The sequence below is a fragment of the Acidipropionibacterium thoenii DSM 20276 genome (assembly GCF_000423445.1).
GTDB lineage: Bacteria > Actinomycetota > Actinomycetes > Propionibacteriales > Propionibacteriaceae > Acidipropionibacterium > Acidipropionibacterium thoenii.
This window is the reverse complement of sequence record NZ_AUHZ01000020.1, coordinates 1-24,565: the sequence shown is the minus strand read 5'-3', so window position 1 is coordinate 24,565 and position 24,565 is coordinate 1. Positions and strand designations below refer to the sequence as shown.

Annotated in this window: 27 protein-coding genes; 11 read left to right on the top strand and 16 right to left on the bottom strand. The window is 66.8% G+C overall.

What is annotated here, in order from left to right:
• Positions 1–17: 17 nt before the first annotated feature.
• Together leuS and G554_RS0107860 are read right to left on the bottom strand one after the other, a co-directional pair.
• Positions 18–2,504, bottom strand: coding sequence for a leucine--tRNA ligase (leuS, locus tag G554_RS0107865; RefSeq protein ID WP_027587478.1), 2,487 nt, complete (start codon positions 2,502–2,504; stop codon positions 18–20).
• A gap of 77 nt (positions 2,505–2,581) precedes the next feature.
• On the bottom strand, positions 2,582–3,709 hold the full coding sequence (locus G554_RS0107860; protein ID WP_027587477.1) for a DUF4192 domain-containing protein: 1,128 nt from the start codon (positions 3,707–3,709) through the stop codon (positions 2,582–2,584).
• Positions 3,710–3,827: 118 nt separating this feature from the next.
• Between G554_RS0107860 and G554_RS17250 the strand changes: the two genes are divergently transcribed.
• A complete protein-coding gene (locus G554_RS17250; RefSeq protein WP_051232707.1) occupies positions 3,828–4,415 on the top strand; it encodes a hypothetical protein in 588 nt (195 codons plus the stop codon).
• Position 4,416: 1 nt separating this feature from the next.
• Here the strand turns inward: G554_RS17250 and G554_RS15370 are convergent, their stop codons facing one another.
• Positions 4,417–5,091, bottom strand: coding sequence for a DsbA family oxidoreductase (locus tag G554_RS15370; protein WP_051232705.1), 675 nt, complete (start codon positions 5,089–5,091; stop codon positions 4,417–4,419).
• A 220-nt stretch (positions 5,092–5,311) separates the two neighbouring features.
• Here G554_RS15370 and G554_RS0107845 point away from each other — a divergent pair, with 220 nt between their 5' ends.
• Positions 5,312–6,586 carry an HNH endonuclease signature motif containing protein gene (locus G554_RS0107845; RefSeq protein WP_161626476.1) on the top strand — a complete coding sequence of 425 codons (1,275 nt, stop codon included), beginning with the start codon at positions 5,312–5,314 and terminating at the stop codon, positions 6,584–6,586.
• Here G554_RS0107845 and G554_RS0107840 read toward each other — a convergent pair whose 3' ends face one another.
• Entirely contained in the window at positions 6,587–7,849 is a 1,263-nt protein-coding gene (locus G554_RS0107840; protein ID WP_027587474.1) for an alpha-amylase family protein, read from the bottom strand.
• A 69-nt stretch (positions 7,850–7,918) separates the two neighbouring features.
• Here G554_RS0107840 and G554_RS0107835 point away from each other — a divergent pair, with 69 nt between their 5' ends.
• From G554_RS0107835 to G554_RS18525, 4 genes are all read left to right on the top strand, one after another.
• Positions 7,919–8,530 carry a TetR/AcrR family transcriptional regulator gene (locus G554_RS0107835; RefSeq protein ID WP_027587473.1) on the top strand — a complete coding sequence of 204 codons (612 nt, stop codon included), beginning with the start codon at positions 7,919–7,921 and terminating at the stop codon, positions 8,528–8,530.
• Positions 8,531–8,591: 61 nt separating this feature from the next.
• Positions 8,592–10,646 (top strand): heavy metal translocating P-type ATPase, encoded by a 2,055-nt coding sequence (locus G554_RS0107830; RefSeq protein ID WP_027587472.1) that lies wholly within the window; start codon positions 8,592–8,594, stop codon positions 10,644–10,646.
• Positions 10,647–10,780: 134 nt separating this feature from the next.
• Complete coding sequence (locus G554_RS0107825; RefSeq protein WP_027587471.1) at positions 10,781–11,908, top strand: baeRF11 domain-containing protein; 1,128 nt, start codon at positions 10,781–10,783, stop codon at positions 11,906–11,908.
• Positions 11,909–11,929: 21 nt separating this feature from the next.
• The gene (locus tag G554_RS18525) at positions 11,930–12,064 is read left to right on the top strand and encodes a hypothetical protein (protein WP_281167958.1); all 135 of its coding nucleotides are present in this window, start codon (positions 11,930–11,932) and stop codon (positions 12,062–12,064) included.
• Here the strand turns inward: G554_RS18525 and G554_RS0107815 are convergent.
• The 9 genes from G554_RS0107815 to G554_RS15360 all read right to left on the bottom strand — a co-directional run bounded on the left by G554_RS0107815 (position 12,034) and on the right by G554_RS15360 (position 18,976).
• Positions 12,034–12,849 carry a TrmH family RNA methyltransferase gene (locus G554_RS0107815; protein ID WP_027587470.1) on the bottom strand — a complete coding sequence of 272 codons (816 nt, stop codon included), beginning with the start codon at positions 12,847–12,849 and terminating at the stop codon, positions 12,034–12,036. The two genes, G554_RS18525 and G554_RS0107815, sit on opposite strands and share 31 nt — an antisense overlap.
• An 88-nt stretch (positions 12,850–12,937) precedes the next feature.
• The gene (locus G554_RS0107810) at positions 12,938–13,333 is read right to left on the bottom strand and encodes an SRPBCC family protein (RefSeq protein WP_027587469.1); all 396 of its coding nucleotides are present in this window, start codon (positions 13,331–13,333) and stop codon (positions 12,938–12,940) included.
• A gap of 65 nt (positions 13,334–13,398) precedes the next feature.
• Positions 13,399–14,589 (bottom strand): benzoate/H(+) symporter BenE family transporter, encoded by a 1,191-nt coding sequence (locus G554_RS0107805; RefSeq protein ID WP_027587468.1) that lies wholly within the window; start codon positions 14,587–14,589, stop codon positions 13,399–13,401.
• A 23-nt stretch (positions 14,590–14,612) separates the two neighbouring features.
• The gene (locus G554_RS18090) at positions 14,613–14,849 is read right to left on the bottom strand and encodes a serine hydrolase domain-containing protein (protein WP_211220438.1); all 237 of its coding nucleotides are present in this window, start codon (positions 14,847–14,849) and stop codon (positions 14,613–14,615) included.
• Positions 14,850–14,913: 64 nt separating this feature from the next.
• Positions 14,914–15,630, bottom strand: coding sequence for a serine hydrolase domain-containing protein (locus G554_RS15365; protein ID WP_211220437.1), 717 nt, complete (start codon positions 15,628–15,630; stop codon positions 14,914–14,916).
• 47 nt (positions 15,631–15,677) lie between these two features.
• Positions 15,678–16,070 (bottom strand): ACT domain-containing protein, encoded by a 393-nt coding sequence (locus G554_RS0107795; RefSeq protein WP_027587467.1) that lies wholly within the window; start codon positions 16,068–16,070, stop codon positions 15,678–15,680.
• A 390-nt stretch (positions 16,071–16,460) separates the two neighbouring features.
• The gene (locus G554_RS0107790) at positions 16,461–17,624 is read right to left on the bottom strand and encodes a TRAFAC clade GTPase domain-containing protein (protein WP_027587466.1); all 1,164 of its coding nucleotides are present in this window, start codon (positions 17,622–17,624) and stop codon (positions 16,461–16,463) included.
• 709 nt (positions 17,625–18,333) lie between these two features.
• Complete coding sequence (locus G554_RS0107780; RefSeq protein ID WP_051232701.1) at positions 18,334–18,642, bottom strand: hypothetical protein; 309 nt, start codon at positions 18,640–18,642, stop codon at positions 18,334–18,336.
• A complete protein-coding gene (locus G554_RS15360; RefSeq protein ID WP_051232699.1) occupies positions 18,629–18,976 on the bottom strand; it encodes an ArsR/SmtB family transcription factor in 348 nt (115 codons plus the stop codon). The genes G554_RS0107780 and G554_RS15360 overlap by 14 nt, the downstream gene beginning before the upstream one ends.
• A 150-nt stretch (positions 18,977–19,126) precedes the next feature.
• Here G554_RS15360 and G554_RS0107770 point away from each other — a divergent pair, with 150 nt between their 5' ends.
• Positions 19,127–19,789: a class I SAM-dependent methyltransferase gene (locus tag G554_RS0107770; RefSeq protein WP_027587464.1), complete on the top strand. Its 663-nt coding sequence runs from the start codon at positions 19,127–19,129 to the stop codon at positions 19,787–19,789.
• 15 nt (positions 19,790–19,804) lie between these two features.
• On the opposite strand, the gene G554_RS0107765 is transcribed toward G554_RS0107770, so the two are convergent.
• Positions 19,805–20,569 (bottom strand): SDR family oxidoreductase, encoded by a 765-nt coding sequence (locus tag G554_RS0107765; protein WP_027587463.1) that lies wholly within the window; start codon positions 20,567–20,569, stop codon positions 19,805–19,807.
• Between the two features lie 100 nt (positions 20,570–20,669).
• Here G554_RS0107765 and G554_RS0107760 point away from each other — a divergent pair, with 100 nt between their 5' ends.
• Positions 20,670–21,518, top strand: coding sequence for a helix-turn-helix transcriptional regulator (locus G554_RS0107760; protein ID WP_027587462.1), 849 nt, complete (start codon positions 20,670–20,672; stop codon positions 21,516–21,518).
• A 41-nt stretch (positions 21,519–21,559) separates the two neighbouring features.
• On the opposite strand, the gene G554_RS0107755 is transcribed toward G554_RS0107760, so the two are convergent.
• On the bottom strand, positions 21,560–22,099 hold the full coding sequence (locus tag G554_RS0107755; RefSeq protein WP_027587461.1) for an SRPBCC family protein: 540 nt from the start codon (positions 22,097–22,099) through the stop codon (positions 21,560–21,562).
• Entirely contained in the window at positions 22,096–22,449 is a 354-nt protein-coding gene (locus G554_RS15355; protein WP_051232697.1) for an ArsR/SmtB family transcription factor, read from the bottom strand. The genes G554_RS0107755 and G554_RS15355 overlap by 4 nt, the downstream gene beginning before the upstream one ends.
• A gap of 194 nt (positions 22,450–22,643) precedes the next feature.
• On the opposite strand from G554_RS15355, the gene G554_RS0107745 reads away from it, so the two are divergent.
• The 3 genes from G554_RS0107745 to G554_RS17635 form a co-directional block, all read left to right on the top strand.
• Positions 22,644–23,255: a M23 family metallopeptidase gene (locus G554_RS0107745; protein ID WP_027587460.1), complete on the top strand. Its 612-nt coding sequence runs from the start codon at positions 22,644–22,646 to the stop codon at positions 23,253–23,255.
• Between the two features lie 340 nt (positions 23,256–23,595).
• Positions 23,596–24,024 (top strand): HIT family protein, encoded by a 429-nt coding sequence (locus G554_RS0107740; protein WP_036925079.1) that lies wholly within the window; start codon positions 23,596–23,598, stop codon positions 24,022–24,024.
• 242 nt (positions 24,025–24,266) lie between these two features.
• Positions 24,267–24,565 (top strand): transposase (locus G554_RS17635; RefSeq protein WP_154654219.1); only part of this gene is annotated, 299 nt, incomplete at its 3' end.

Here is a 24,565-nt window from a genome sequence, read left to right as displayed (position 1 = left end):
GGCGTCCTCTCGGGCGCTTACTTCACGACCAGCGAGACCATCTTCGGCAGCCGGGCGATCACCTTGACGACCTGCTTGCCGGCGATATGACGTTGCACATTGGGATCGGCGGTGGCCGCCGCGACCGCATCCGTCTCGCTGATACCGGGGGCGACCTGGATCTTGCCGCGCACCTTGCCATTGACCTGAACCACCAGGGTCACCTGGTCGGCGACCAGCAGTTCGGGATCGGCGGTCGGCCAGCTCGAGTTGGCCACCGAGGCCGGATTACCGAGCAGCTCCCACATCTCCTCGGAGACGTAGGGGGCGAACATCGACAGCGCCTGGGCGGTGAAGGCCACCGCCTCCCGCACCGCCGGATCGGCCGAGCCGCAGCCCGAGTCGATGGCCTTGCGAGTGGCATTGACCAGCTCCATGATGCGGGCCACCACCACATTGAACCGCCCGGCATCCAGCAGGTCGGTGATCTCAGCGATGGCGTGATGGGTGGCCCGGCGCAGCGTCAGGTCACCGGCCGACGGGTCGGCGTCAGCGGGGGTGGTGACGTCGGCGGCGACCCGGTAGGCCCGCTGCAGAAACTTCAGGGTGGCGCCCGGGGAGACGTCGGCCCAGTCGATGTCCTCCTCCGGCGGCCCGGCGAAGATCACCGTGGTACGCACGGCGTCGACCCCGAACTGGTCGAGCTGCTTGCCCAGGTCCACGCCATTGCCCAGCGACTTCGACATCGCCTTGCCCTGGTTGATCACCTGGCCCTGGTTCATCAGCCGCGAGAAGGGCTCGTCGAAGTCGACCATCCCCATGTCGTGCAGCACCTTGGTGAAGAACCGCGAGTACAGCAGGTGCATGGTGGCGTGCTCGACGCCACCGACGTACTGGGCCACCGGCATCCAGCGGCGCACCGCCTCCGGGTCGAAGGCCTCCTGGTCGTCGTCGGGTGAGCAGTAGCGGATGTAGTACCACGACGAGTCGACGAAGGTGTCCATCGTGTCGGTGTCACGCTCGGCCGGCCCGCCGCACGCGGGGCAGGACACCTCGCGCCAGGCGCGGGCCTCCTCACCGGCCAGCGGGGAGACGCCCTTGGGAGCCAGATCGGCGCCGCGCAGGTCGGGCAGCGGCACCGGCAGCTGGTCCTCGGGAACCGGCACGTCGCCGCAGGCCGGGCAGTGGATGACGGGGATCGGGCAGCCCCAGAACCGCTGGCGGCTCAGCAGCCAGTCGCGCAGCCGGTAGGTGATGGTGGCCTCGCCGATGTGGTTGTCGTCGAGGAAGCGGCAGATCCGCGAGATGCCCTCGGTCTTGTTGGTCAGCCCGTCCAGGTCACCGGAGTTCTGGTAGGCGCCGTCGCCGGTGGTGGCGACTCCCGTCTCACGGGGGTCGGGCTCGCCGGTGTCGATCACCGGGATGACCTCGATGCCGTACTTGCGGGCGAAGTCCAGGTCGCGCTGGTCGTGTGCCGGCACCGCCATGATGGCGCCGGTGCCGTACTCGCTCAGCACGTAGTCGGCGGCCCACACCGGGATCTTGGCGCCGTTGACCGGGTTGGTCGCCTCGACGCCCAGGTAGACCCCCGTCTTGACGTGTTCGGTGGACTGCCGCTCGATCTCGGTCTGCTTCTTGACGTGCTCCAGGTACTCCTCGAAGGCGGGGCGCTGCTCATCGGAGACGACCTGGGCGGCCAGCTCCGCGTCGGGGGCGATCACCATGAAGGTGGCCCCGTAGAGGGTGTCGGGACGGGTGGTGAAGACCCGCACCGGCTCGGCATGGCCGTCGATGTGGAAGTCGACGTAGGCGCCCTCGGACCGGCCGATCCAGTGCCGCTGCATGGCCAGCACCCGCTCGGGCCAGTGGCCCTGGATCTCGCTCATGTCGTCCAGCAGGCGCTGGGCGTAGTCGGTGATCCGGAAGTACCACTGGTTGAGCTGGCGCTTGGTGACCACCGCCCCGCAGCGCTCGCAGCGGCCCTCCTTGACCTGCTCATTGGCCAGCACCGTCTGGTCATTGGGGCACCAGTTGGCCCACGAGTTCTTCCGGTAGGCCAGCCCGCGCTCCATGAACTTCAGGAACAGCCACTGGGTCCAGCGGTAGTACTGCTCGTCGGAGGTCTGCAGCCGCTTGTCCCAGTCGAAGGAGATGCCGTAGCGCTTGAAGGACGCCGCCTGGGTGTCGATGTTCTTGTAGGTCCACTCGGCGGGGTGGGTGCCGTGCTTGATGGCGGCGTTCTCGGCGGGCAGTCCGAAGGAGTCCCAGCCGACCGGGTGCATGACGTCGTAACCCTTCAGGCGCCAGTACCGGGCCACCACATCGCCGATCGCGAAGGCCTCGGCGTGACCCATGTGCAGGTCTCCGGAGGGGTAGGCGAACATGTCAAGGACGTAGCGACGCTCCCTGGAATCGTCGTCAAGGGTGGCGAAGGTCTTGTTCTGCGCCCAGTACCTCGACCACTTCTCCTCGGCAGCAGGCGCGTCGTAACCTGCCCGACGCGTCTCGCTCACTGCGTTGCTCACCGTCTCACCTCTCGATTGAATGCCCGACTGATTCTAGCGATTCGGGATCGAGGGCCGACAGCTGAGTCATATCGGGATCATCGGCGTCGTCCACCTCCCGATCGCGAGCGCTTCCTGGACCTGGATCTGCCGGCGGCCCGCAACCTGGCTCTCCTCGCCGAGGCCGCCCGCCCGACGGCCTCCCGGAAGCCGAGGTCGAGCGGGCCGGCCTCCGGCGGGGCGTCCGCCACGACGCCCCGGGCGATCATCTGGGGGCTGCGCCAGATCTGGTCCCAGGCCGTCGGCGGGACGGCATTGTGCTGGAGGACGCTCAGCGCTCCGAAGATGATCAGATCCGGGTCGATCTGCCCGGCCCTCTCCAGGCAGCAGCTCTCCAGGGCGCCGTCGCCGAGCAGCCAGGCGGCGAGCCCGCACAGCACCAGCGGCCGGGCGGCCATCGACTCGGGCAGGTGGGCGATGACCTCCAACCAGGTGTCGACCTCCTTGCGGGCATCCTCCTTGGTGGTGGCGTACCACTGCATCCCGGCGATCTCATCGAGCTGGGTGAGATGGCCCAGCCGCAGGGCGTCGGTGCGGTCGATCGGCGTCTGACCGTCGAGGATCCTCCGCCAGATCTCGAAGGCCTCGATGCCGGCCCCGACCAGGTCCAGGCTGGCCGCCCACTGGCCGGTCTCGATGAGCAGGTCGTTGTCGGCATCCAGTTGGCCGGGGTCGGGTCCGGCGACGGTGGCGGCCAGGGCCTGGCGGTCGGGCAGCACTCCCAGGCCGCGGTAGACGGCCTCTGCCCTGACCTCCTCGTCGATCACGACCCGGTGGCCCTGCTCGTGGCATGCGGGGTCGTCGCAGTAGAGACTCCACCAGGACTGGCCGTCGGTGGTGACGGCGTCGATGATCCGCTCATTGCCGAGCATCGCATCGGCCAGCGCGAGGACACCGAGGCCCTTCTGGTGGTCGACGGTCCAGGCGACCATCAGCAACTGGGCGTCGGGGAATCGCAGGGAGACCGGGGCGAGCTGGCTCATCATGGTGCTGGGGGTGCGCACCTCCTCGAGATCGGTGCGCACGGTGCACACCAGGCCGGGGTCGATGACCAGGACGACGAGATCCTCGACCGGCTGGTAGCCCAGCAGGTGGGGGATGATGCTGATGGCTTGGTCGACGGATCTGATCCGGACCGGGGGCGTGGACTGCTGCGGTGTTCTCATACTGAACTTCTCGTGGCCGCAGCCCCGATCTGCCGCCCCGGCCCAGATCTGTGGACAACTTCTGCTGGCCTCCCCGACCCCGGCCGGCCTGTGGAAAACGACGTATCGTTGAGGACCTATGAGCTCCTCCCAGTGGCCCGGCCCCGGCAACCAGCGGCCCACCATCGATCAGTACGCACCGCCGCGCCGCCGGACGGGCTGGCTGGTGTGGCTCATCGTCGCGGTGGTGGTGGCCGCTCTGGCGGTCACCGCGTGGCAGGTCAGCCGTGACCCGGAATCGGCGACGAGCGGCGTCACCCCCACGGTGGCCACCCCGAGCGCACCCTGGACGCCCACATCAGTGGCCCCCAGCGCCACTGCCGCGGCGAGCTCGATCCCCTTCGTGGTGGGCTCCGGGGTGGCCAGAGGTCAGTGGACGATCACCGACGTCAGCTGGTCGGCAACCGGGGTGACGCTGAGGATGAAGGTCACGGTGACCGAGGGCACCCTGGCCAACTACGCCTTCTTCATCATGGAGAACGACTCGACCGATATTCACGAGTCGCAGAGCCAGGGCTGGTCCGACGACATCTCCAATGGCACGATCCGGGCCGGCGAGACGGTCTCGGGACGGGTCTACTTCCCCTCCCCCAAGGTCGCCTCCACGGTGATGCTGGTGCGTGGCGCCGGCTCCGATCCGGTCGCGGCGCTGACCATCGGCGGCTGAGTCAGCAGCCCTCGGAGCTGCTGCAGGCCGGACCCGTCGGCTGTGCCTGCCCGGCGATCTGATTGAGGGCGTCCAGCAGGGTCGCGACCGGCTGGGCCCCCGAGATGAGGTAGCGCTGGTCGATGACGAAGGCCGGCACCGCCGAGATTCCGTATCGGCTCGCCAGGGCCTCATCGGCGCGCACCTCCTCGGCGAACCGATCCGAGTCCAGGACGGCGTCGACCTCGTCTGCCGGCAGGCCGATCCCCACTGCGAGCTCCTTGAGGACGCCGTGATCGTCGATCGCCAGTCCGTCGGTGAAATAGCCCTTCTTGAGGGCGGTCTGGGCGGCGTCGGCCAGACTGTGGCCGGCAGCCAGATGGGTGAGGCGATGGGCGTCGAAGGTGTTGGCCGGGTGAGCGTCACGCCAGTTGAAGGTGAGGCCGACCGCACTGAACTGGTCCGCCAACTGGCGCTGACCTGCCTCGGCCTGCTCGATGCTCATGCCGTACTTGTCGGCCAGCGTCTGGGCCAGGCTGGTCTGCGACTGCGGCTGGGCACCGGGGTCGAGCTCGAAGCTGCGCCAGACGATGTCGACCTCATCGGCGCGGTCGAACTGCGCCAGGGCGAGTTCCAGGTGGCGCTGGCCCAGATAGCAGAAGGGGCAGACGATGTCGGACCAGATGTCGATTCTCACCTCGCGGGAACGTCTGTGGACCTCAGGGCATTCCTGCCTGCAGGACAGATCTGGGTAGCCGTGCAGGGACAGCCGGTCATCGGATCGACCTGTGGGCCGGCGACGCCGGCCGGGTCGTGCTGGCCCACGGAGACGTCGCATGGGGAGACGCGCTCAGGCCCTGATCGGCGTCGTGGACATCGCTCGAAAAAGTGTCAGTGCCGCCTGGTTGAATTGTTCCATGGACGGGACGGAAGCCCCCTCGGTGCGAACGGCGGCTGACATGGTGCTCGCGGGAGCAGCCATGGAACAGCGTGGCGCCTTCATGACCCTTGACGGGATCGCCAGGATGATCGACAGTTCCACGGCTGCCTGCTCCACCGCTCCCGGCGGCCCGCAGCTCTGCGACCTGGGCGCCGATGGCACCGCGCCGGTCCCCGAGTTCCTGGTGCTGGAACTGTCGGCCCTGCTCGGGGTCCATGAGGGATTGGCCCAGGCGATGGTCACCGACGTCCTCAACCTGCAAGCCCGCCACCCCGACACCTGGCAGGCACTGGAGCGCGGAGACGCCAATGCCTGGCAGGCCCGCCGCGTCGCCCGCGCCTGCGCCGACGCAGAGCTACCAGTGACCGAGGCCCGCAATGTCGACCACCGACTCAGGATCTGCTGGGGTCACCTGCCCTGGCCCCGGATCCAGCAGAGGTTGCGCGGGCTGATCCGCTCGGCCAGTCCCGATCTGGCGCGCGACAGGGCCAGGCGGGCCCGGGCCGAGAGGTATGTCCGCATCGAGCACCTGGATGACTCGACCTCGACCCTCTTCGCGCGGATGAACAGTGCTGACGCGATCGCGATCTGGGAGACCATCAGCGCGATGGCCCTCAATGCCTCGGCCGAGGGGAATCCGGCTCCCCTGCCGATCCTTCGCGCCGAGGCCCTGGGAGCGCTCGCGCGGCCGGCCGGGGTGACGCCGCCCACCCGGCCACCGGCTCCGGGACAGGCCGATCTGGTGGTCCACATCGCCGCCGAGGATCTGCCGGGGATCACCACCCTCGCCGAGGGAACCGGGGTGGCCAGGGTGGAGAACCCCGGCGACCAGCTCGGCCCGGTGCTGATGGAGGAGATCGCCGAGCTGCTCGCCCATCGTGCTGTGCGGGTGGTGCCGGTCATCGATCTGGCCGGGGATCCCCAGGTCGACTGCTACGAGATTCCCGACCGGATGCGCGCCCAGCTGAGGGCTCGCGACGTCTACTCGGTGTTTCCCTACTCATCGCGGCGGGCCCGTTACTGCGACATCGACCACACCGAGGCCTACCGGCACCGCAACTCTCCCAGGGGACAGACGCGGCCCTCCAATCTGGGCCATCTCTCGCGCAAGGAGCATCGCTGGAAGACCTGGGACAAGCGGTTCTCCCTGGCCCAGATGTCGCCGGGTTCCTTCACGGTGACCACCCCGGGAGGGTTCCGCTATCTCATCGACCGGGGTCTGACCTTCCGGCTGCACCCCAGGCGGCAGTGATCAGTTCGCGTCCTGACCCAGCGATGGCTGGGTCCACAGCACCTCTCCCGAGGCGTCCTTGATGACCATCTTCGGGGTGGACTCCAGGTCGATCCCGACCTCCAGGAAGTCGTCACTGTCGGATGCGCTGACGCGGTAGGCGAACTGCGCGTTCTTCAGCTCCAGGGTCTCGGTGGTGGCGGTGACCAGCCACGGATGGCGCCGTCGCAGCCCGATCAGCTCCTGGTAGGCACGATGGATGCCGGCTCCCAGCGTGGACAGTTGGGAGGGGTCCTCAGGAACCGCGGGCCGGACGTCGTCGTCCCCGCCGAAGCGCTCCTCCTTGATCCCGGTGAACCCCTGCTCGTCCCCGTAGTAGATCGACGGGATGCCGCCGATGGTCATGAGGATGGCCGCGGCGGTGACGGCCCCGTCGGGTCCCAGGGTGCTGGCGATCCGGGTGACGTCGTGGTTGCCGATGAAGGTATTGGGTGCGAAGTCGTCCAGGAAACCGTTGTGCCGTTTCAGCGACCAGGCCAGCTCGAAGAGATTGGCGTCCTTCAGCGACGACCAGATCGCCTTCCACAGCTCGTACTGGGTCACCGAGTCCACACCGGAGGAGTCGACGAAGTCGGCGTAGTCGCCGTGGATCACCTCTCCGAGGAACCAGGCCTCGGGGTGCTGGGAGCGCACCGGAGGCAGCACCTGCGACCAGAACCGGGTGGGCACCGAGTAGGCGGCGTCCAGCCGCCAGCCGTCGATTCCCCGGCCCAGCCAGTGCTCCATCACATCGGTGACGTATCGCTCGGCCTGCGGGCTGGAGTGGTTGAACCTCACCAGATCGCCGTGGCCCTCGAAGACCCTGGGCGCAGGTCCGTCAGGAGCGTTCCAGTCGATGTCGAAGAGCTCGGCTCTCGGCCCCGTCGGGCCCTCCTGCAGGGCCTGGCGTACCAGCGGATGTCCGGAGCCGACATGGCTGAAGACCCCGTCCAGCACGATCCGCAGCCCGCGCTGTTTGCAGCCGGCGACCAGGGCGTCGAAGTCGGCGTCATCGCCCAGTCGCGGATCGATCCGGAACGGATCGAGGGTGTCGTAGCCATGAGTCTGGGAGTCGAAGATCGGCCCCATCAGCAGCCCGGAGACCCCCAGCTGCACCGCGTAGTCCAGCCAGTGCGTCAGCTGCGGCAGCCGGTGGGTCAAGGCGTGGTCCGCGTCGCGGATCGGAGCGCCGCAGAACCCGAGCGGGTACACGTGCCACCAGATCGCGTGGTCAGTCCAGTCCACCGGAACCTCCTACTGAATTGTGTTCACTACGACTAGTGAGCGTAGTTCACTAGTCCTATGATCGGCAATATGGCACGCACGGATCGACGACCTCGCCACCGACTTGACCCCGACTCCAGACGGACGGCCATCCTGGACGCCGCTACTGGGATCTTTGCGACCCATCCTTACTCACAGGTCACCCTCTCCTCAATCGCCGAGGCCGCGGAGGGCTCGACCCCTCTGGTCTACCGCTACTTCGACGGCAAGGAGGGGTTGTACGCAGAGGTCGTGAGGCAGGCCATCGACTCCCTGCTCTCGGCCCAGACCAGGGCCCTCGAGGCGCTGCCCGACGGCGTCCCGACCAGGGACCGGATCCGCACTGCCACGCTGGTCTATCTGGATCACATCGCCCGCCGTCCCGGTGCCTGGGCGACGCCGTTGCGCCAGCCGGGCGGGGAACCGGCCAGCGCCGCGGCACTGCGCGAGCGGGCCCGCGCCGACGACGTCGAACGCCTGGCGGCGCTGCTTGAACCCAGCGACCGGCCGCGTCATCGCTATGCGATGTGGGGTTATCTGGGATTCGTGGACGCCGCCTGCCTGCGCTGGGTGGAGCACGGGTGCCCTCCCGAGGAGCGCTGGGAGCTCATCGACGCCGCGCTGGGGGCCTTGGAGGGGGCACTGGGCGACTGGGCGGCCTGACGCCATTGAATATACCCATGGGGGGTATTAGCGTGGGCCGTGCCGAGCAGAGGAGAGGATCATGACCGACCCGCACGCACACCACCGGATGGAGCACGGCGACACCGCCCAGATGGAGCACATGGACCACGCGGGTCACATGGAGCACATGGACCACTCCGGTCACATGGACCACGTCGCCGCCTTCCGACGGCTGTTCTGGATCAACCTGATCCTCGGAGTCCCGGTGGTCGCCTCCTCCACGATGTTCGCCATGCTCATAGGCTACTCCGTCCCCGGCTGGGCGGTCTGGACAGCCCCGGTGCTCGGCACCGTGATGTACGCCTGGGGCGGCCGACCCTTCCTGACCGGCGCCATCAGCGAGATCCGCTCCCGCCGGCCGGGCATGATGCTGCTCATCGGGCTGGCGATCACGGTGGCCTTCGTGTCCTCCTGGGGTGCGGCCCTGGGAGTCCTGGACCATCAGCTCGACTTCTGGTGGGAGCTGGCGCTGCTGATCGTCATCATGCTGCTGGGCCACTGGGTCGAGATGCGCTCGCTGGCCATGACCTCCTCCGCCCTGGACTCCCTGGCGGCACTGCTGCCCGACCAGGCCGAGAAGGTCGACGGCGACCGGGTGGTCACCGTCTCCCCCGCCGATCTGGCCGTCGGCGACGTCGTGGTCGTGCGCCCCGGAGGCGCGGTGCCGGCGGACGGGACCATCACCGATGGCAGCGCCTCGATGGACGAGTCGATGGTCACCGGCGAGTCCCGCCCGGTCACCCGCGCAGTCGGCGACCAGGTCGTCGCCGGCACGGTCGCCACCGACTCCGGCCTGCGGGTCCAGATCACCGCCACCGGGGACGACACGGCTCTCGCCGGTATCCAGAAGATGGTCACCGAGGCCCAGAACTCCTCCTCGCGCAGCCAGCGGATCGCCGACCGGGCAGCGGCCTGGTTGTTCTGGTTCGCGCTGGGTGCTGCGGTCATCACCGCCATCGTGTGGACGATCATCGGGCTGCCAGATCAGGCCGTCATCCGCACCGTCACCGTCCTGGTGATCGCCTGCCCGCACGCCCTGGGCCTGGCGATCCCGCTGGTGGTCTCGATCGCCACCGAGCGGGCCGCCAGGGCCGGCGTCCTGGTCAAGGACCGGTTGGCTCTGGAGGCGATGCGCACCGTCGACGTCGTCGTCTTCGACAAGACCGGCACGCTCACCACCGGGACGCCGTGGGTCACCGATATCGCTGCGGTCCAGGGCCAGGACGCCGATCACCTCCTGTCGCTGGCTGCCGCGGCCGAGACCGACTCGGAGCACCCGCTGGCCAGGGCGATCGTCGCTGCCGCTCGCGACAGGGACCTCGAGGTGCCCAGGTCGAGCGACTTCTCCTCCTCCCCCGCAGTCGGCGTCACCGCCACGGTGGAGGGCCGCAGGATCCAGGTCGGTGGTCCGCATCTGCTCGAGGAGGTCGGCGGATCCGAGGTGAGCCAGGCCGACGCCTGGCGATCCGAGGGCGCGATCATCCTCCACGTTGTCGCCGAGGGCACCGTGATCGGAGGGCTCAAGCTGGCCGATGAGGTCCGCCCCGAGTCCACCGAGGCCGTCGCAGGGTTGCACGAGCGAGGCGTCCAGGTGGTGATGATCACCGGAGACGCCCAGGCGGTCGCGGACTCGGTGGCCCGCCAGCTGGGGATCGACCGGGTCCTCGCCGGGGTGCGTCCCGAGGACAAGGCGGCCCGGATCGCCGATCTGCAGTCCGAGGGGAGGAAGGTGGCGATGGTCGGCGACGGCGTCAACGATGCCCCGGCCCTGGCGCAGGCCGACGTGGGCATAGCGATCGGGGCCGGCACCGACGTCGCGATCGCCTCGGCCGGGGTGATCCTGGCCAGTTCTGACCCGCGTGCGGTGCTGTCGGTGATCGAGCTCTCCCGGGCGACCTACCGCAAGATGACCCAGAACCTGTGGTGGGCAGGCGGCTACAACCTCATCTCGGTGCCGCTGGCGGCAGGGGTGCTGGCCGGTGTCGGATTCGTGCTGCCGATGTCGGTCGGGGCGATCCTGATGTCCCTGTCGACGGTGGTGGTGGCCCTCAACGCCCAGCTGCTGCGGCGTCTGGACCTGTCGCCGGGACGGTGAGGAGAGGCCTTTGGGAGACAGCCCGGCGTGCTAGCGTCCACAAGAACATGCTGCTTGGCTGCGCTGCCATGTCGGCGGCCCTGCCCGAGACGTTCACGGCAGATGTTCACCTCCGATCAGCCGAAAGGTACATCGTGATTCATTACACTCTTCCGACCAGCTCCGACCTGCTCGAGTTGGGGGCCCCTCGTGCCGACGCCCTGTCGATCTATCTGGCCACCGAGCCGACCCCGGAGGGGCGCAGCCTCGCCGTCACCACCGCCAAGAACGCCGTGGACGAGGCGATCCGCTCGCTGCGGTCCGCCGAGCGGAGCCGCGCCGACCAGGAGTCCCTGCGCGAGCAGTGGAACCAGATCGCCGCCGATTCCAAGCTGTGGGGCAACCTGGCCAACTCGCTGGTGATCTTCCTCGCCCCCGGCTTCTCCCATGAGTACGTGCTGCCGAATGCTCTGGGCTCGAAGACCAAGTTCGGCGGCCGATTCGATCTCGGGCCCCTCGTCCGCGCCGTCACCACTCCCCAGCGGGCCTATGCGTTGACCCTCTCCAGCAGCGGATGGAACCTGTGGAAGGCCACCGAGTCGTCCCGTGCCACAGAGTTCCCACTGGCGGGCGAGCATGCGGAGGACGTCGCCGACGCGACCAATCGGACGAGCATCCGCGGCCGCCAGCTGCTCCGGCGTCTTGGCGGCGACGAGGGCCAGAAGGTGCTGCTGGAGCGTTACTCGCAGGTGGTGGCGCGAGCGGTGCGCGAGGAGCTGGCACGGGTCGACAAGACCCACCAGGTTCCGCTGTTCGTCTTCGCCAGCGAGCCGCTCGCCTCGATGGTGGTGGGCCAGGGCCTGCCGGGCGAGGTCGTCACGGTGCCCGGTGCTGCCGACGAGCTGCGCCCCGATCAGATCGACGCCGCGATCCGTGAGCGGATCGGTGGGATCACCACCCGTCGGCTGAGCAGGATCGCCAACCAGATCGGAGACGGTGTCGCCGCCGGCCTGGCGGCCACCGACATCGCCCAGGTGGCTCGTGCCGCGGCACAGGCCGCGGTCGGAACCCTGTACTACGACATGACCGCCGATGTCCGGGGAGTCCTCGACGAGACGACCGGAGCCATCCGCCTGGATCCCGAGGGCGAGAACCTGCTGGCAGCGATCGCGCTGCTGGTGCTGGCCAACGGTGGCGAGGTCCACGCGGTGCGCCCCGGTGAGATCGAGGCGGAGATCTGGAACGGTCAGCTGCTGGCCGGGCTGCGTCAGCCGCTGATCTGAGAGCACCCGGTGACAGACGTGATGACCCCCAACAAGACCCAGCCCACCCCGGCAGATCCGCGTGAGTTCATCGAGTCGGTCACCGACGTCAACGAGACCATGCTGCGCGAGCTGGTCGTCGCCGCCTACGAGGACTCGCCGAGGAGCCAGCAGTAGGTGAAGACGCCGACTGCCACGCTGAGGTTCAGCGAGTCGACCTTGTCCGACATCGGCAGGGCCGCCACCTGATCGGCGAGCTCCACCTGGGCCTCGGTGAGTCCGCGGCCCTCCGGTCCGAAGAGCCACACGACATGTTCGGGGTGCGGCGGTGGTCCGGGGATGGCGTGATGGCCACTGGCGGCGATCAGCGGGACGCCGGATCTCGAGGTGATCTCCTGGAGCTCCTCGATCGATCCGGTGGTGCGGATGTCGAGGACGAAACAGGCACCCATGCTGGCCTTGATGGTCTGCGCATTCCACGGGCTGACGCCGCCGCAGACCAGGACAAGGTTGCGGCATCCGGTGGCCACCAGGGTGCGCATGATGCTGCCGAGATTTCCGGGGCTGGACGGGTTGACCAGGGCCACCGACTGGCTGTGCCGGTCTCCGGGTGCCAGGTCCACAGGCGTCAGAGCGGGCTCCTCGGGGCGCTCGAAGAGGGCCAGGATCTCGGTTCGGCCGTCCTTGCCGGTGATGTGGTTGAGCACCTGGGAGGTGGCGGGGACGATGACTCCACCACCGGCCTCGAAGCGCTGCAGGTCGGCCATCACCGGGTGGCTGCTGAGCGCCTCCTCGTCGTAGAGCACGGTCGCTGTGTCGCGGTAGGAGGAGGCCAGCAGCTGGCTGACGACCTGGATTCCCTCGCACCCGACGATCGAGCCACGATTCCCGGTGGACTGGAACGCTCTCCGAGCATTCTTGGCGGTCTGGTTCGACGTCGAGGTGATGGGTTCACGGATCATTTCTGCTGCCTTTGTGCCCTCCGGCCCCGGGTGAGGTCGGGGACGAGTGTAGCGGCGTGGTCATCTGGTCCGGGACCTCGATCTCCTGCTACGAGGAGCCCTCGAGGATCGACTTCAGGGTGTCGAGATCGGCGCTGACCGCTGCGGCGTCGCGAGTGAACTCCTCGTCGCTGAGGCCGAGTTGTCTGATGGTGAAGATGATCTCGGCACCCTCGGGGTGATCGATGACTCTCACCGGGTTGTCGACGACCTCGCCGGAGGGCAGCTGGACCCGGTGGTCAAGGACGCCGAGGTCATTGTGCGAGACGAAGGTCACCCGCACCTCGCCCATCGGGGAGGCCACCACCAGAGAGTCGCCGTCGCGGGTCACCTCGCTCCGGGCCAACCCCGCCGCCCAGCTGGGCAGGTTGTCAGGATCGGCGACGAAGTCGTAGACCGCCTGGGGCGCAGCGGCGATCACCTGGCTGATGCGAATGCTTCTCATGGTCGAAGTGTGCCAACTCCCCGAGTCACCTGCCGGTCACCACCACCCGTGCCGACGCGGATCAGCTACAGCGCCGGACGGCGTCTGCCCATCTGGAGGATGAAGCGGACCAGCAGGCCGGCGAGGAGCGCCCAGAATGCGGCGCTGACCCCGTGGATCGCGATCCCCGATGCGGCGGTGACGAAGGTGATGATCGCCGGGATGAGGTCCTCGGGTTGCGCCAGCGCCACCTTGAGGGAGCCGGCCAGGGTGCTGAGCAGGGCCAACCCGGCGACCGCGGCGATGACGCCGACCGGTGCCAGCGCCACCAGGGTGGTGAAGGCCGCCGAGGAGACGCCCAGCACGATCGCGACGACTCCCCAGGTGACGCTGGCGATCCAGCGCCTGGACCGGTCGGGACCGGCCTCGGGACCGGCTGCCAGGGCGGCGCTGATCGCAGCCAGGTTGATGGCGTGGCCGCCCGACGGTGCCCCGATGATGGTGCCGACGCCGGTGACCAGCATGGAGGCCCGCCAGGGGACGTCGTAGTCCAGCCCCTTCATCACTGCCGCTCCGGCGACGTTCTGGGAGGCCATCGTCACCAGGTACAACGGCAGCGCGATGCCGATCATGGCGGTGAGGGTGAAGGTCGGCGTCGTGAGGGCAAGGCGCGGCAACAGCGATGCCGGGTTGATCGCGCGTCCGGAGGTGGCGACGTGGACCGCGATGACGATGGCCGCGGTGAGGAAGGCCAGTGGGGCCGACCAGCGCGGCCAGAATCGCAGGGCCACCAGCCACACGATGACGATGGGGGCCACGCCCAGCGGGTTGTGCGCCAGGCCGGTGACAGGCCCCAGGCACAGCTGGAGCAGGATTCCGGCAAGCATCGCCTGGGCGATGGAGGCCGGGATCCGGGCGATGAGGTCGCCCAGCTGGGGGATGAGACCGGTCAGCACGACCAGCACCCCGCAGATCAGGAATGCTCCCACCGCGGCCGGCCAGCCGCCCTGGACGGTACCGGTGGAGGCGAGCAGGGCCGCACCCGGCGTCGACCAGGCGACCGTGATCGGGATCCGGGTCCACAGCCCCAGCAGGATCGAGGTGATCCCCATCGTGATGCTGACGGTCATCAGGCCGCTGGACGCCTGGACCGGGCTGGCGCCCACACCGGTCAGACCGGCCAGCACCACCACGAAGGAGCCGGTGAATCCGACGAGGCCGGCGACGATTCCGGCGGTGATCGGCCGCACCATGGTCTGGGCGGGAGGCGGACTCATCTGGCGGCGCATGACCACTGATCTTAGGCAGGCGCGCGCTTGTCCAGCTCCGCTGAGACGGCCTGCGCGACCTGCCAGGCACCCTCTGAGGTGTTGGACGCCACGGTGATCGTGGTCTCCGCCTCGATGAGGTGCCAGGTCATGAAGGAGGTTCCGGCGTCATAGCCCTCCAGGATCGCGGTGCCACCGGTCCGATCCAGGTAGAACCCCATCCCGTAGTGCAGGTCCTCGCGCGGGTCCAGGTGGAGCGGCGTCGTCATCAGTGTCACCGTCTCGGGCGCGACGATCCGCCCGGCGAACAGCGCCCGCCAGAAGCTGTGGATGTCAGCGACCGTCGTGAACGCTCCCCCATCGGCGCTGCCGCGGACCGGCAGATGCAGGGTGTTGACGCGGTCGCCGGTCTCGTGGAGGTAGCCCAGCGCCGCTGAGGAGGGCAGCTCGTCCAGCCGCAGGAATCCGGTGTCGGAGAAGCCCCGCCGGTGCCAGCACACGGGTCTCGATGGCGTCCTGGAAAGGCTGGCCGGTGAGTCTTTCGATGACGATGCCGAGCACCACGTATCCGCCGTTGTTGTAGGCGAACTGCGTGCCAGGGGTGAAGACCTGGGCCAGACCGTCGAGCAGCGGCAGGAAGGACTGGGCGGTGATCAGGGTGTGCACCGGAACGGTGAGGACGTAGTCGTCGACCTGCCAGTCGGAGTTCTCATCGAGATAGTCGCCGATTCCCGAGGTGTGCTGGAGCAGGTGGGCGATCGTGACCCGGTCATCAACGAGCGGCAGATCCCCGTCGAGGACGGTGCGCACCGGCTGGTCGAGGGGCATGACGCCGGCATCGACCAGTTGCATCACCGCCAAGGCGGTGAACCCCTTGCTTCCCGAGGCGATCGCGAACCGGGTCGAGGCGGTGTTGGGGATCTGGTGGGCGCGATGGGCGAAGCCGGCGCAGTGCTGGAAGATGGGCACGTCGCCGACGTCGACGCTCACCACTCCCGAGAAGGACGCCGCCGAGGCCGCCTCGGCGATCGCCTCCGTATTGATCTCCATCGCACCTGGACCTCCTTGACTGGCGGTCAGGATGTCATGGGACAGGATCAGTCCGGCAGCGATCCGAGCACTTCCAGAGCCCGGGATGCTGCCGATGTCGGAACCAGCAGGTGGTCGTGATGAAACCCCGCCAGCACATTGCAGGCGATGCCCTCATCGGCGAGAGCCTTGGAGACCGCGGCAGTGAGGCCCATCGCCTCCAACGAGGAGTGGACGGTCAGCGTGATCCAGCTGGCCACGAAGTCATAGGAGACGCCGTGAGCGTCGGCCTCGGCACGTGGCAGGACGACGGTGAGGCCCTCATTCTCGCAGATCGTCGCGCCGGCGAGCTCACGGATCGGGTCGTCGGTGGAGACCGTGGCGAAGACGTACTCGCCAGGCCTCGCGACGGCCTCAAGTGAGCGCAGCATCTCGGCCAGGTCGGTGGAACCGGTGCTCATCTCACCTCTCGTTCACCAAATCGACGCCATTCAGGTCCATTGCGAACGCTCAAGCCCCCATGGGAGGAGCCTTGGGTTGATCCCACACTCTGGCGTACTCATCAGCTACTTCTGGCCACACGAGTCGCAGCCCGTCCTCAACCGACGACAGCTCCGCTGAAGAGGGGCCAAGGACAACAAACTCATGAGGTATGACTCTGCCCGACCTGTCCGACCTCCCGAGCGGATCAGGAAACCGAAAAGCCACACCTTCAGGGCTCCGACGGAAGACCGGCAGTTCGTCCTCGATTCCAGAGAATGCCCGCTCATACACTGGAAGCGGATCAGAGAATCCCCCAGTTCGGAGGAACTGGAAACCCCAGACCAGCCCGCGAGTCGCCCAAATAACTCTCATCGAGGACTCTTGATGAACACGTTCTCCCGCTCACCATTCTCGATGTCCATCTTGAACCCAGTGAGAACAGCACCCAGACTGTCACATTGTGATCGTGCCTTCTCGTTAAACTTGCGGAGCCGGTCGCCCGCGACCATCGCAACGGGATATAGAATAGCTGCCAACTTCAAGACTTTTCCGATCTCTCCAAACTTCGCGGGCAGCTTGAGCCTCTCCACAGCGCGCTTACCCGAAATAGCCGCGGCAACCGAGGGTGCCCCCTCAAGGAGTCTCGCCACGACCTTCCCAGGAAGGGCGTGCTCTCGGATCCACCTCACGTGGCGCTCAAAGGGCAGCATGGCGGCGAGGGAGAGTATCAGCTCCACGCCGACCCTCTTCGTCACCTCGATCTTCCCCGGCTCGAACTCCGCAGAAGAAAGCAACATGAAGTCCTCGCCAATCGATAGAGCCTCACTGGCCTCGACAAAGCCGGCTATCACCTCCTTGAGCGCATCGATCTCATCTGCGGCCCTTTCTATCATGAGATCTCTGAACTGATAGACGTCCATATCTGGGAGGAGATCCGACTTGGAGAGTGCCAAGATCCAAATCCGCGGAAAGCTGACGAGCCGCTCACCGTTCTCAAGAATGTCATCGCGCAGTGACAGCAAGCCATTCCTGAAGTTTCCGAGGACGGACTTGAGATATCGCTCCTCCTCACCCTGATTGTCAAGAATTCTCTGGCCATCGATCAGGAGAAACGCCACATCGGCACCGAGAAGCGATCGAAAAGTATCCACTCTTCGCTCGGCCACTTGCGCGCTGACATCTCCATCGAACCACTCACCCGGATAGTCGTTCCACACAAGATGCACCGCATCAAACGGCTGCGATTTCTTGGAGGCACCCTGCGGAAAGTCCTTCATTTTGACCGTGAAAGAGTAGGACGTGGCTCGAAACCGATCACCCATGGGGAGCTTGTCTGAATTTCTCATACCGAGATAGATCTTGTGCAAACGGACGCCCTGACCAGTATCGTCTGCCACAACATTGAACAGGCTCTCCTTCAAGAAGGAGGGCTCCTGCATTGCACCATAGAAAGACGACAGCAGAACTGTCTTCCCGCTCCCGCTCTCACCGAAGACTGCGATCTGCTGTTCAACTCTCTCGACAGTTTTCATAGCGGAACACTACCCCAGGCCGCAGGTGGAGTGGGGGATCAAATCGAACAGCATCGGCCTCGGGGTTTCCCCTCCGCGGTCGCTGGCTCGTCGAGAACAGCCCTGCCACCCGCGTTCCCAGCCAGGCAACAACACTCTTCACATCGGCCTACGAGATCGACTTCGTTCCGGTCGATGACGCGGAGCACACCTCTCTTCTCAGGCTCGCGTCGCTCGTGCGTCTCGCATCCCTAGCAGGATTCCCGGGCTTCGGGCATCCGATTCTCGAAAAGGTCGACGGTGTCGCAATGGCCACCCACGACGACGAAGTCGACCATCGGGCATTGCCCATTCCCTCCCCCGATCATCTACGCACTCAGGCGACGTCGCCGGGTAGCGGCCAAGTGGAAGTCGCTGGCAGGCAACAGAACCGAATCGCGTCTTCACCCTCAGGCGGTCGATGGGACTGCCGTCGAGAAGACTCACGCGATGAGGCCGCCTCGGCGATCGCCTCCGTGTTGAACTCCATCGCACCTGGACCTCCTTGACTGGCGGTCAGGATGTCATGGCACAGGATCAGTCCGGCAGAGATCCGAGCATTTCCATGGCCCAGGGCAGGACGCCGCTGACACGGCGGTACCCCTCGCCCCGGAGGGTGAGGGGTACCGGTCGACTGGTTACGGGACCGCTCTGCTACATCGGGAGAACGGCCACCTGAGGAGTCGGGACCTCAGTGCTCGTCGTAGTGATCGCCGTGCAGGGCGTGCAGGTGGCCATCATGCAGGTAGTCCACGTGATCCCCGTGCTGAATCGCCTTGTGGCCGCAGTTCGGGCCGTGGGTGTGCTCAGCCAGGGTGTGCTCGGCCTTGTGCTCGGGGACCGACCCGTGCTCGTCGTAGTGGTCACCGTGCAGCGCGTGCAGGTGGCCGTTGTGCAGGTAGTCGGTGTGATCCCCGTGCTTGACCGCCTGGTGGCCGCAGTTCGGGCCGTGGGTGTGCTCGGCGACAGTGTGCTCGGCGTGGGTTTCAATGGTTTCCATGATCAATACCTTCTTGGTGTGAAGTATCTGTGGTGATGCCAGGAGCAGGCTCATTCACGTGGATCAGCGCGTCGTTGAGGACATGGACCACGTGGCGATCCGCCAGTCGGTAGATCACCGTCCGGCCCTCGCGGGTCGATGCGACCAGTCCCCGATCCGCCATGACGCGCAGGTGCTGCGATGTCAATGGCTGGGTCAGTCCGACCCGCTCCGCCAGGTCGGAGACCGAATGAGGTTGCTCCATCAGCTCCAGGAGCAGGCTGATACGAGAAGCGTTCCCGAGCGCGCGGAACAGGCGCACCGCCTCATCGATCTCGTGCTGCTCGCTGTGCATGTGTCCAGTATTACTGTCATATGCAGATATTTCGATACTTGCATCTATCTGGACCCACTCCCCCCGGATCTGCCGCGGCCCGAGGGTCCACTCCTGAGAACCATTATCATTGGCTTCACGTTCGACATCTCTTCAACCCAGGAGCGCGCCATGAGCACCCCCGGCCCGGACCTCAAGCTCGACCCCACGGCGTCCAGCTCCGAGTTCTGGGAGTCGCTCTATCAGTCGGTGCCACCGCCGCCCACCGCTCCTTGCCCGAACGTCAGGCTCGTGGAGCTCATCCATGAGCTCGCCCCGACGCCGGGCCGAGCCTGCGACCTCGGCTGCGGACGCGGCGGGGATGCGCTCTGGCTGGCCTCCACAGGGTGGCAGGTCACCGCCCTGGATGTCGCGGCCACCGCCGTGGCGGCTGTCAACGCTGCAGCCGACGAGCGGGACCTCAGCGACCGGATCCGAGCCGAGCAGCACGACCTGGCCGACCCGCCGCCCGAGGGGCCGTTCGATCTGGTGTACGCCTGCTACCTCCACAGCCCCGTCGCCTTCGACCGGGACGACGCGATCCGTCGGGTCGCCGAGCGGATCGCCACCGGTGGCCGGCTCATCGTCATCGACCACGCCTCCATCGCGCCGTGGTCGTGGCGCCTCAACGATGACGAGCCCCGGTTCCCAAGCCCCGATGAGACACGGGAGGCGGTCACGCCGAGCGGGCACTGGAACACTGAGCGATGCGAGAGGGCTGAACGCCTCGCCACCGGCCCCGACCAGCAGACCGCCACGGTCGCCGACAACCTCATCGCGCTGCGACGCAGCTGAGGCCCTCAGCGCAGCTCACTTGCCGTGCGGGTCCAGATGGTTGAGGGTGGCGACGACATCGTCATAGTCGCCCCGGGCCTCCCCGTAGCGCAGGAACTTGACGTTCTCGACCTGGATCTCCGTCGCCTCGGGCTGGGTCTCGATGAGGGTGACGACCTCGTTGACGAAGTCGTCGAGCGGCATGGCGACAGCGCTGTCCTTCTGGCCGGGCATCAGATCCGTGGCGACTGACGGAGGCTCGAGCTCCAGGACCTTGACGGTGGTGTCGGCCAGCTGCAGACGCAGGGACTCGCTCAGCATGTGGATCCCGGCCTTGGTGGCGTTGTAGCTGGGCGTGGCGGCGAGCGGTGCAAACGCAAGGCCGGAGGAGACGGTCAGTATGGTCGCGTCCGGCTGGGCACGCAGATGGTCGATGAAGGCGGCGATGAGGCGGATCGGGCCCAGCAGGTTGGTCGTGACGGTGGCCTCGGCGTGCGAGAGGAATCCGGCCGGCGTCGTCCAGTCCTCGACACCCATGATCCCGGCCATCGCGACCAGGACGTTCAGATCGGGGTGTGCAGCGATGACCTGTTCGGCAGCATGGTTGATGCTCTCAGGCTCCGTGGTGTCAATCCGCACGGTGTCGATACCGGGATGATCAGCGGCGATTCTCTCCAGCCGCTCGGTCCGACGGCCGCCGACGATGATGATGTTGCCCCTGGCCTGCAGCCTCAGGGCAAGGGCCAGACCGATTCCGCTGGTGGCCCCGGGGATGAAGATGGTGTTTCCAGTGATGTTCACGACTGAAGTATCGGGCGAGCTTCTGGGCCCTTCCAGAGACCACTTATCGGGGGATCGCCGATCCCTGTATGCGGTGCGGCCATGCGCCGATAATCGAGGCATGGATCGTGACTCACTGGCCGGCTTCCTCCGGCGTCACCGTGACAGCCTGCAACCCGCAGACGTCGGCCTGGGTGAGGGATCGCGCCGCCGGACGCGGGGGCTTCGCCGTGAGGAGGTCGCACAGCTGGCCGCGATGTCGACCGACTACTACACGCGGCTCGAACAGCGCCGCGGCCCACAGCCCAGTGTCCAGATGCTCGCATCGCTGGCCCGGGCGCTGCGATTGAGCACCGAGGAGCGCGACTACCTGTACCGGATCGCCGGCCACAGTGCCCCCGACCGCGCCGTCGGCAGCGACTACATCGCTCCTGCCCTGTTGCGGGTGTTGGACCGGCTCACCGACACCCCGGCACTGATCATCTCGGCTATCGGGGAGACGCTTGTGCAGAACGAGCCCGCGAAGGCATTGTTCGGCGACGTCAGTGGGCTGTCCGGAATGGAGCGCAGCAGCATCTACCGCTGGTTCGCGCATCCTGAGCAGGAACGCTGGCGGTATCCGGAGCGCGATCGCAGCCGTCAGAGCCGCGCGCAGGTCGCCTCGCTGCGCGCAGCCCTGGGGATGATGGGCAAGGACTCCCGAGCCGGGGCGCTGGTCAGGGAGTTGATCCGGGTGAGTGCCGAGTTCGCGAGCCTGTGGGAGGCGCAGGAGGTGAGTCGGCGGTTCGAGGATCACAAGGTTCTCATCCATCCGGAGATCGGCGAGATCGAGGTGGACTGCCAGGCCCTGTTCACCGAGGATGAGTCCCAAGTGCTGCTCATCCTCACCGCACCGCCACGAAGCCAGGACGCCGACAAGCTGGATCTGCTCGCTGCACTCGGCACCCAGCAGTTCGGCACGAATCGCTAGCTGCCTTCTGATGGTGGTTCGCCGTGTGGGCGCATCAGCTCCTAGGCCTGGAGTGTGGTGAGACCTCGTTTCGCGTAGGCGTCCTGCAGCTGGGCGAAGACCTCCATGTCGACCGGGACCGGCTTCCCGTCGAGGGCGGCCTCGAGGCGGTCCAGGCCGTAGTGGGCTCCGATGATGTCGCCGCGTTCGATGGCGAGATCGGGATCCGGCACGAAGTAGGTCACCAGGAGCCTGGTGCCCGCCCCATCGGGGAGGGCCTCGAGCTCGTACCGCATCCACGAGCCAGGGCTGGTGTGACTGTGCTCCAGCAGAGTCGGGGGCTCCACGCGAAGGATGGTGAAGGCCAGTGTCTGCATCCCCTCGCCCTCTGGCCAAGGGAAGGAGATCGATCCGCCGACCCGCAGATCGACTGTGACGTCGGCGGCGAGCGGCGGCCACCACTCGGCCAGTCGTGCGGGGTCGGTGATCGCCGACCAGACGTCGTCGATGGGGAAGCCGAGCTTCCGGTCGTACCGGATCACCCCGCCCTCCGGGGTGCGTTCGATGGTGCCGAATCTGGTCGGGTTCAGCTGTGTGCTCATGATGTCGATCCTGTCGTCGGGGTGTGTCGCGCGACGGGCGTCGCGGTTCTCTCGAGATGACGCTCCAGTGCATCGAGACGGTTCGACCACTCGGCCCGGTACGGCTCCAGCCACGCATCCAGTTCGCGCAGCGGTTCGGCCTGCAGATGGTAGAGCCGCCGGTTGGCGTCCCGGCGGGCCTCGACGAGCCCCGCATCGCGCAGCACTTTCAGGTGCCGGGAGACGCCGGGCTGGTTCATGCCCACGATCTGCACCAGCTGCCCCACCGAGCGCTCCTCGCCGCGCACCGCATCCAGGATGCGCCGGCGGGTCGGGTCAGTGAGGGCTTCCAGCACAGCAGTTGTCGTCATGGAGCAATGATACGTTCTCGCGTATATATGCACACGCAAATATTGCTGACGAGTTCCATGGCTCACTGGTGGGCGACAATCACTCCGCTTGCCAAGCCGGGCGTCAAATGTGTGCCGCCGGCCAGGCAGCTGCCTCGAACGATTCCGACCCCGTCGCCGAGATGATGGTGGTCTCGAGCGGAGAGGGGACGAGCATGTCGAGGACTGTCGATCTGGCGTATCCCTTCACCGGTCGTTGGCTCGTCCAGAACAGCCCCGCGAACCGCGCCCCCAGTCACGGCACGACGGCCTTCGCATCGTCCTACGCGATCGACTTCGTGCCTGTCGGCGCGACAGGGCGCACCGCCAGGTTCGGACTGGGCTCCCTCGTGCACCCGGAGCCCGCCGAGCACTTCCCCGGTTTTGCCCGCCCCGTTCTGGCACCGGCCGAAGGCGTCGTCGTGGTAACCCACGACGACCAGTCCGACCACCCGGCCTACCGAGGTTTCCCCTCGATCGGCTACGCGCTGTCCCAACGTCGTAGGGCAGCCGCAGGCTGGGAGGCGCTGGCGGGCAACCATGTCTTCGTGGACTGCGGCGATGCCGTCGTCGCGCTGTGTCATCTGCAACAGGCCAGCATCGTGGTTCGCCCCGGACAGCACGTTGTCGCCGGTGATCTCATTGCGTGCTGTGGGAACTCGGGCAACAGCACCGAACCGCACCTTCACGTCCAGGCCATCGATGGGGTCACCGTCGAGGAGGCCACCGCAGTGCGCCTGAGCTTCAACGGTGAGCTGCCCCGCAATGGGGAGATCATCCATGCATAGGACGAAGGCTGGGACGAATGTGGAGGCGCGGTAGGAAAGCGTGTTCGGAGGTGCTCCTCCCATTGGGGCGCCAGGTAGCTCCACTTCTTTAAGCGGCAGAATCCGCATTCGATCACGTTGCGGTTCTTTCAATGCACTGTGTCGTAGCCCTCGGGCCATGCGCGTGATGGTGGACTTCGTCGCCGGTCGTCCACCGTCCGAGGAGTGCCGGACGGTTTACAGGTCGCCGGTATCGACGCTCCCGGACGTCGCCGAGGCGAACCCCATCTTGAAGTGATTCAGAGCGATCCGCAGACCAGCGCAATCACGCTGCCTGGTGCAGGTGCAAGGATCCGGAGACATGAGTTCTGATGAGTGCATCTTCTGCAGCCTGCTGTGGGGCGAGGGCGAGGCCGTGTGGATCGCCCGCCGGCAGCGAGCCTCGGCCCTGCTTCCTCTCGAAAGCGACCAGCTGGCCCCCGGGCACACCCTGGTGATACCGAATGAGCATGCGGTCGGCATCCAGGACGCCTCACCACAGTCCGTGGAGGCAGTGGCACTGCTTGCTCAGGAGATCGCACAGGCGATGTCCGGGGTGATTGGCGCTCGCGGTGTCAACATTCTCAATGCCAGTGGGCCGGGCTCGGACCAGTCGGTTCCGCACTTTCATCTGCACGTGGTGCCCCGCTGGCATGCAGACGGTCTCGACACCTGGCCATCGACCAGCTCCGTCCACACACTTCAAGGCGGTTGGACAGCAGCGCTGCAACACGCACTGACGACCAGCTGACGCGCGCGTACAGACAATCATTCTGATGACACTGCGCACTGATTTCTACGTACCTAATGAATGGTCTTTAGGTTGCCTGGCATAGCATGCCCGGGCAGACACTCCCCCGGTCCACGGGAGTATGCATCCAGCCATGCCGTTTCGAGACGCGACAAACTTTTCTGCAGTGATTGGATGTGAATGGACATCCCAGGCAGACTGAATCGCCCCGGGTCTGGTGGAGGCTCTGAATCCACGGGAGGATGAGGAGCATGGCAGCACCGAGGAAGTACCCCGACGAGCTTCGGGAGAGAGCCACGAGGATGGCAGTTCAGTCACGGCGCGATCCATCGACGAGGTCGGGCACGTTTCGCCGTGTGGGCGAGCAGCTCGGGATCAATCCCGAGACTCTGAGGAACTGGGTCGTGCAGGCCGAGGTCGACGAGGGGCACCGTCCCGGGACCACGACCAGCGAGTCCCAGCGCCTGGTCGAGCTGGAGAAGGAAGTGCGTGAGCTGCGCAGGGCGAACTCGATCCTGCGTTCAGCCTCGGCTTTTTTCGC

Excerpts from the sequence above, each read along its gene's own strand:
- G554_RS0107860 (WP_027587477.1), bottom strand. The coding sequence starts at position 3,709 with ATGAGAACACCGCAGCAGTCCACGCCCCCGGTCCGGATCAGATCCGTC.
- G554_RS17250 (WP_051232707.1), top strand. The coding sequence starts at position 3,828 with ATGAGCTCCTCCCAGTGGCCCGGCCCCGGCAACCAGCGGCCCACCATC.
- G554_RS0107845 (WP_161626476.1), top strand. The coding sequence starts at position 5,312 with ATGGACGGGACGGAAGCCCCCTCGGTGCGAACGGCGGCTGACATGGTG.
- G554_RS0107835 (WP_027587473.1), top strand. The coding sequence starts at position 7,919 with ATGGCACGCACGGATCGACGACCTCGCCACCGACTTGACCCCGACTCC.
- G554_RS0107830 (WP_027587472.1), top strand. The coding sequence starts at position 8,592 with ATGACCGACCCGCACGCACACCACCGGATGGAGCACGGCGACACCGCC.
- G554_RS18525 (WP_281167958.1), top strand. The coding sequence starts at position 11,930 with ATGACCCCCAACAAGACCCAGCCCACCCCGGCAGATCCGCGTGAGTTC.
- G554_RS0107815 (WP_027587470.1), bottom strand. The coding sequence starts at position 12,849 with ATGATCCGTGAACCCATCACCTCGACGTCGAACCAGACCGCCAAGAAT.
- G554_RS0107810 (WP_027587469.1), bottom strand. The coding sequence starts at position 13,333 with ATGAGAAGCATTCGCATCAGCCAGGTGATCGCCGCTGCGCCCCAGGCG.
- G554_RS0107805 (WP_027587468.1), bottom strand. The coding sequence starts at position 14,589 with ATGAGTCCGCCTCCCGCCCAGACCATGGTGCGGCCGATCACCGCCGGA.
- G554_RS18090 (WP_211220438.1), bottom strand. The coding sequence starts at position 14,849 with ATGACGACGCCGCTCCACCTGGACCCGCGCGAGGACCTGCACTACGGG.
- G554_RS15365 (WP_211220437.1), bottom strand. The coding sequence starts at position 15,630 with ATGGAGATCAATACGGAGGCGATCGCCGAGGCGGCCTCGGCGGCGTCC.
- G554_RS0107795 (WP_027587467.1), bottom strand. The coding sequence starts at position 16,070 with ATGAGCACCGGTTCCACCGACCTGGCCGAGATGCTGCGCTCACTTGAG.
- G554_RS0107790 (WP_027587466.1), bottom strand. The coding sequence starts at position 17,624 with ATGAAAACTGTCGAGAGAGTTGAACAGCAGATCGCAGTCTTCGGTGAG.
- G554_RS0107780 (WP_051232701.1), bottom strand. The coding sequence starts at position 18,642 with ATGGAAACCATTGAAACCCACGCCGAGCACACTGTCGCCGAGCACACC.
- G554_RS15360 (WP_051232699.1), bottom strand. The coding sequence starts at position 18,976 with ATGCACAGCGAGCAGCACGAGATCGATGAGGCGGTGCGCCTGTTCCGC.
- G554_RS0107770 (WP_027587464.1), top strand. The coding sequence starts at position 19,127 with ATGAGCACCCCCGGCCCGGACCTCAAGCTCGACCCCACGGCGTCCAGC.
- G554_RS0107760 (WP_027587462.1), top strand. The coding sequence starts at position 20,670 with ATGGATCGTGACTCACTGGCCGGCTTCCTCCGGCGTCACCGTGACAGC.
- G554_RS0107755 (WP_027587461.1), bottom strand. The coding sequence starts at position 22,099 with ATGAGCACACAGCTGAACCCGACCAGATTCGGCACCATCGAACGCACC.
- G554_RS15355 (WP_051232697.1), bottom strand. The coding sequence starts at position 22,449 with ATGACGACAACTGCTGTGCTGGAAGCCCTCACTGACCCGACCCGCCGG.
- G554_RS0107745 (WP_027587460.1), top strand. The coding sequence starts at position 22,644 with ATGTCGAGGACTGTCGATCTGGCGTATCCCTTCACCGGTCGTTGGCTC.
- G554_RS0107740 (WP_036925079.1), top strand. The coding sequence starts at position 23,596 with ATGAGTTCTGATGAGTGCATCTTCTGCAGCCTGCTGTGGGGCGAGGGC.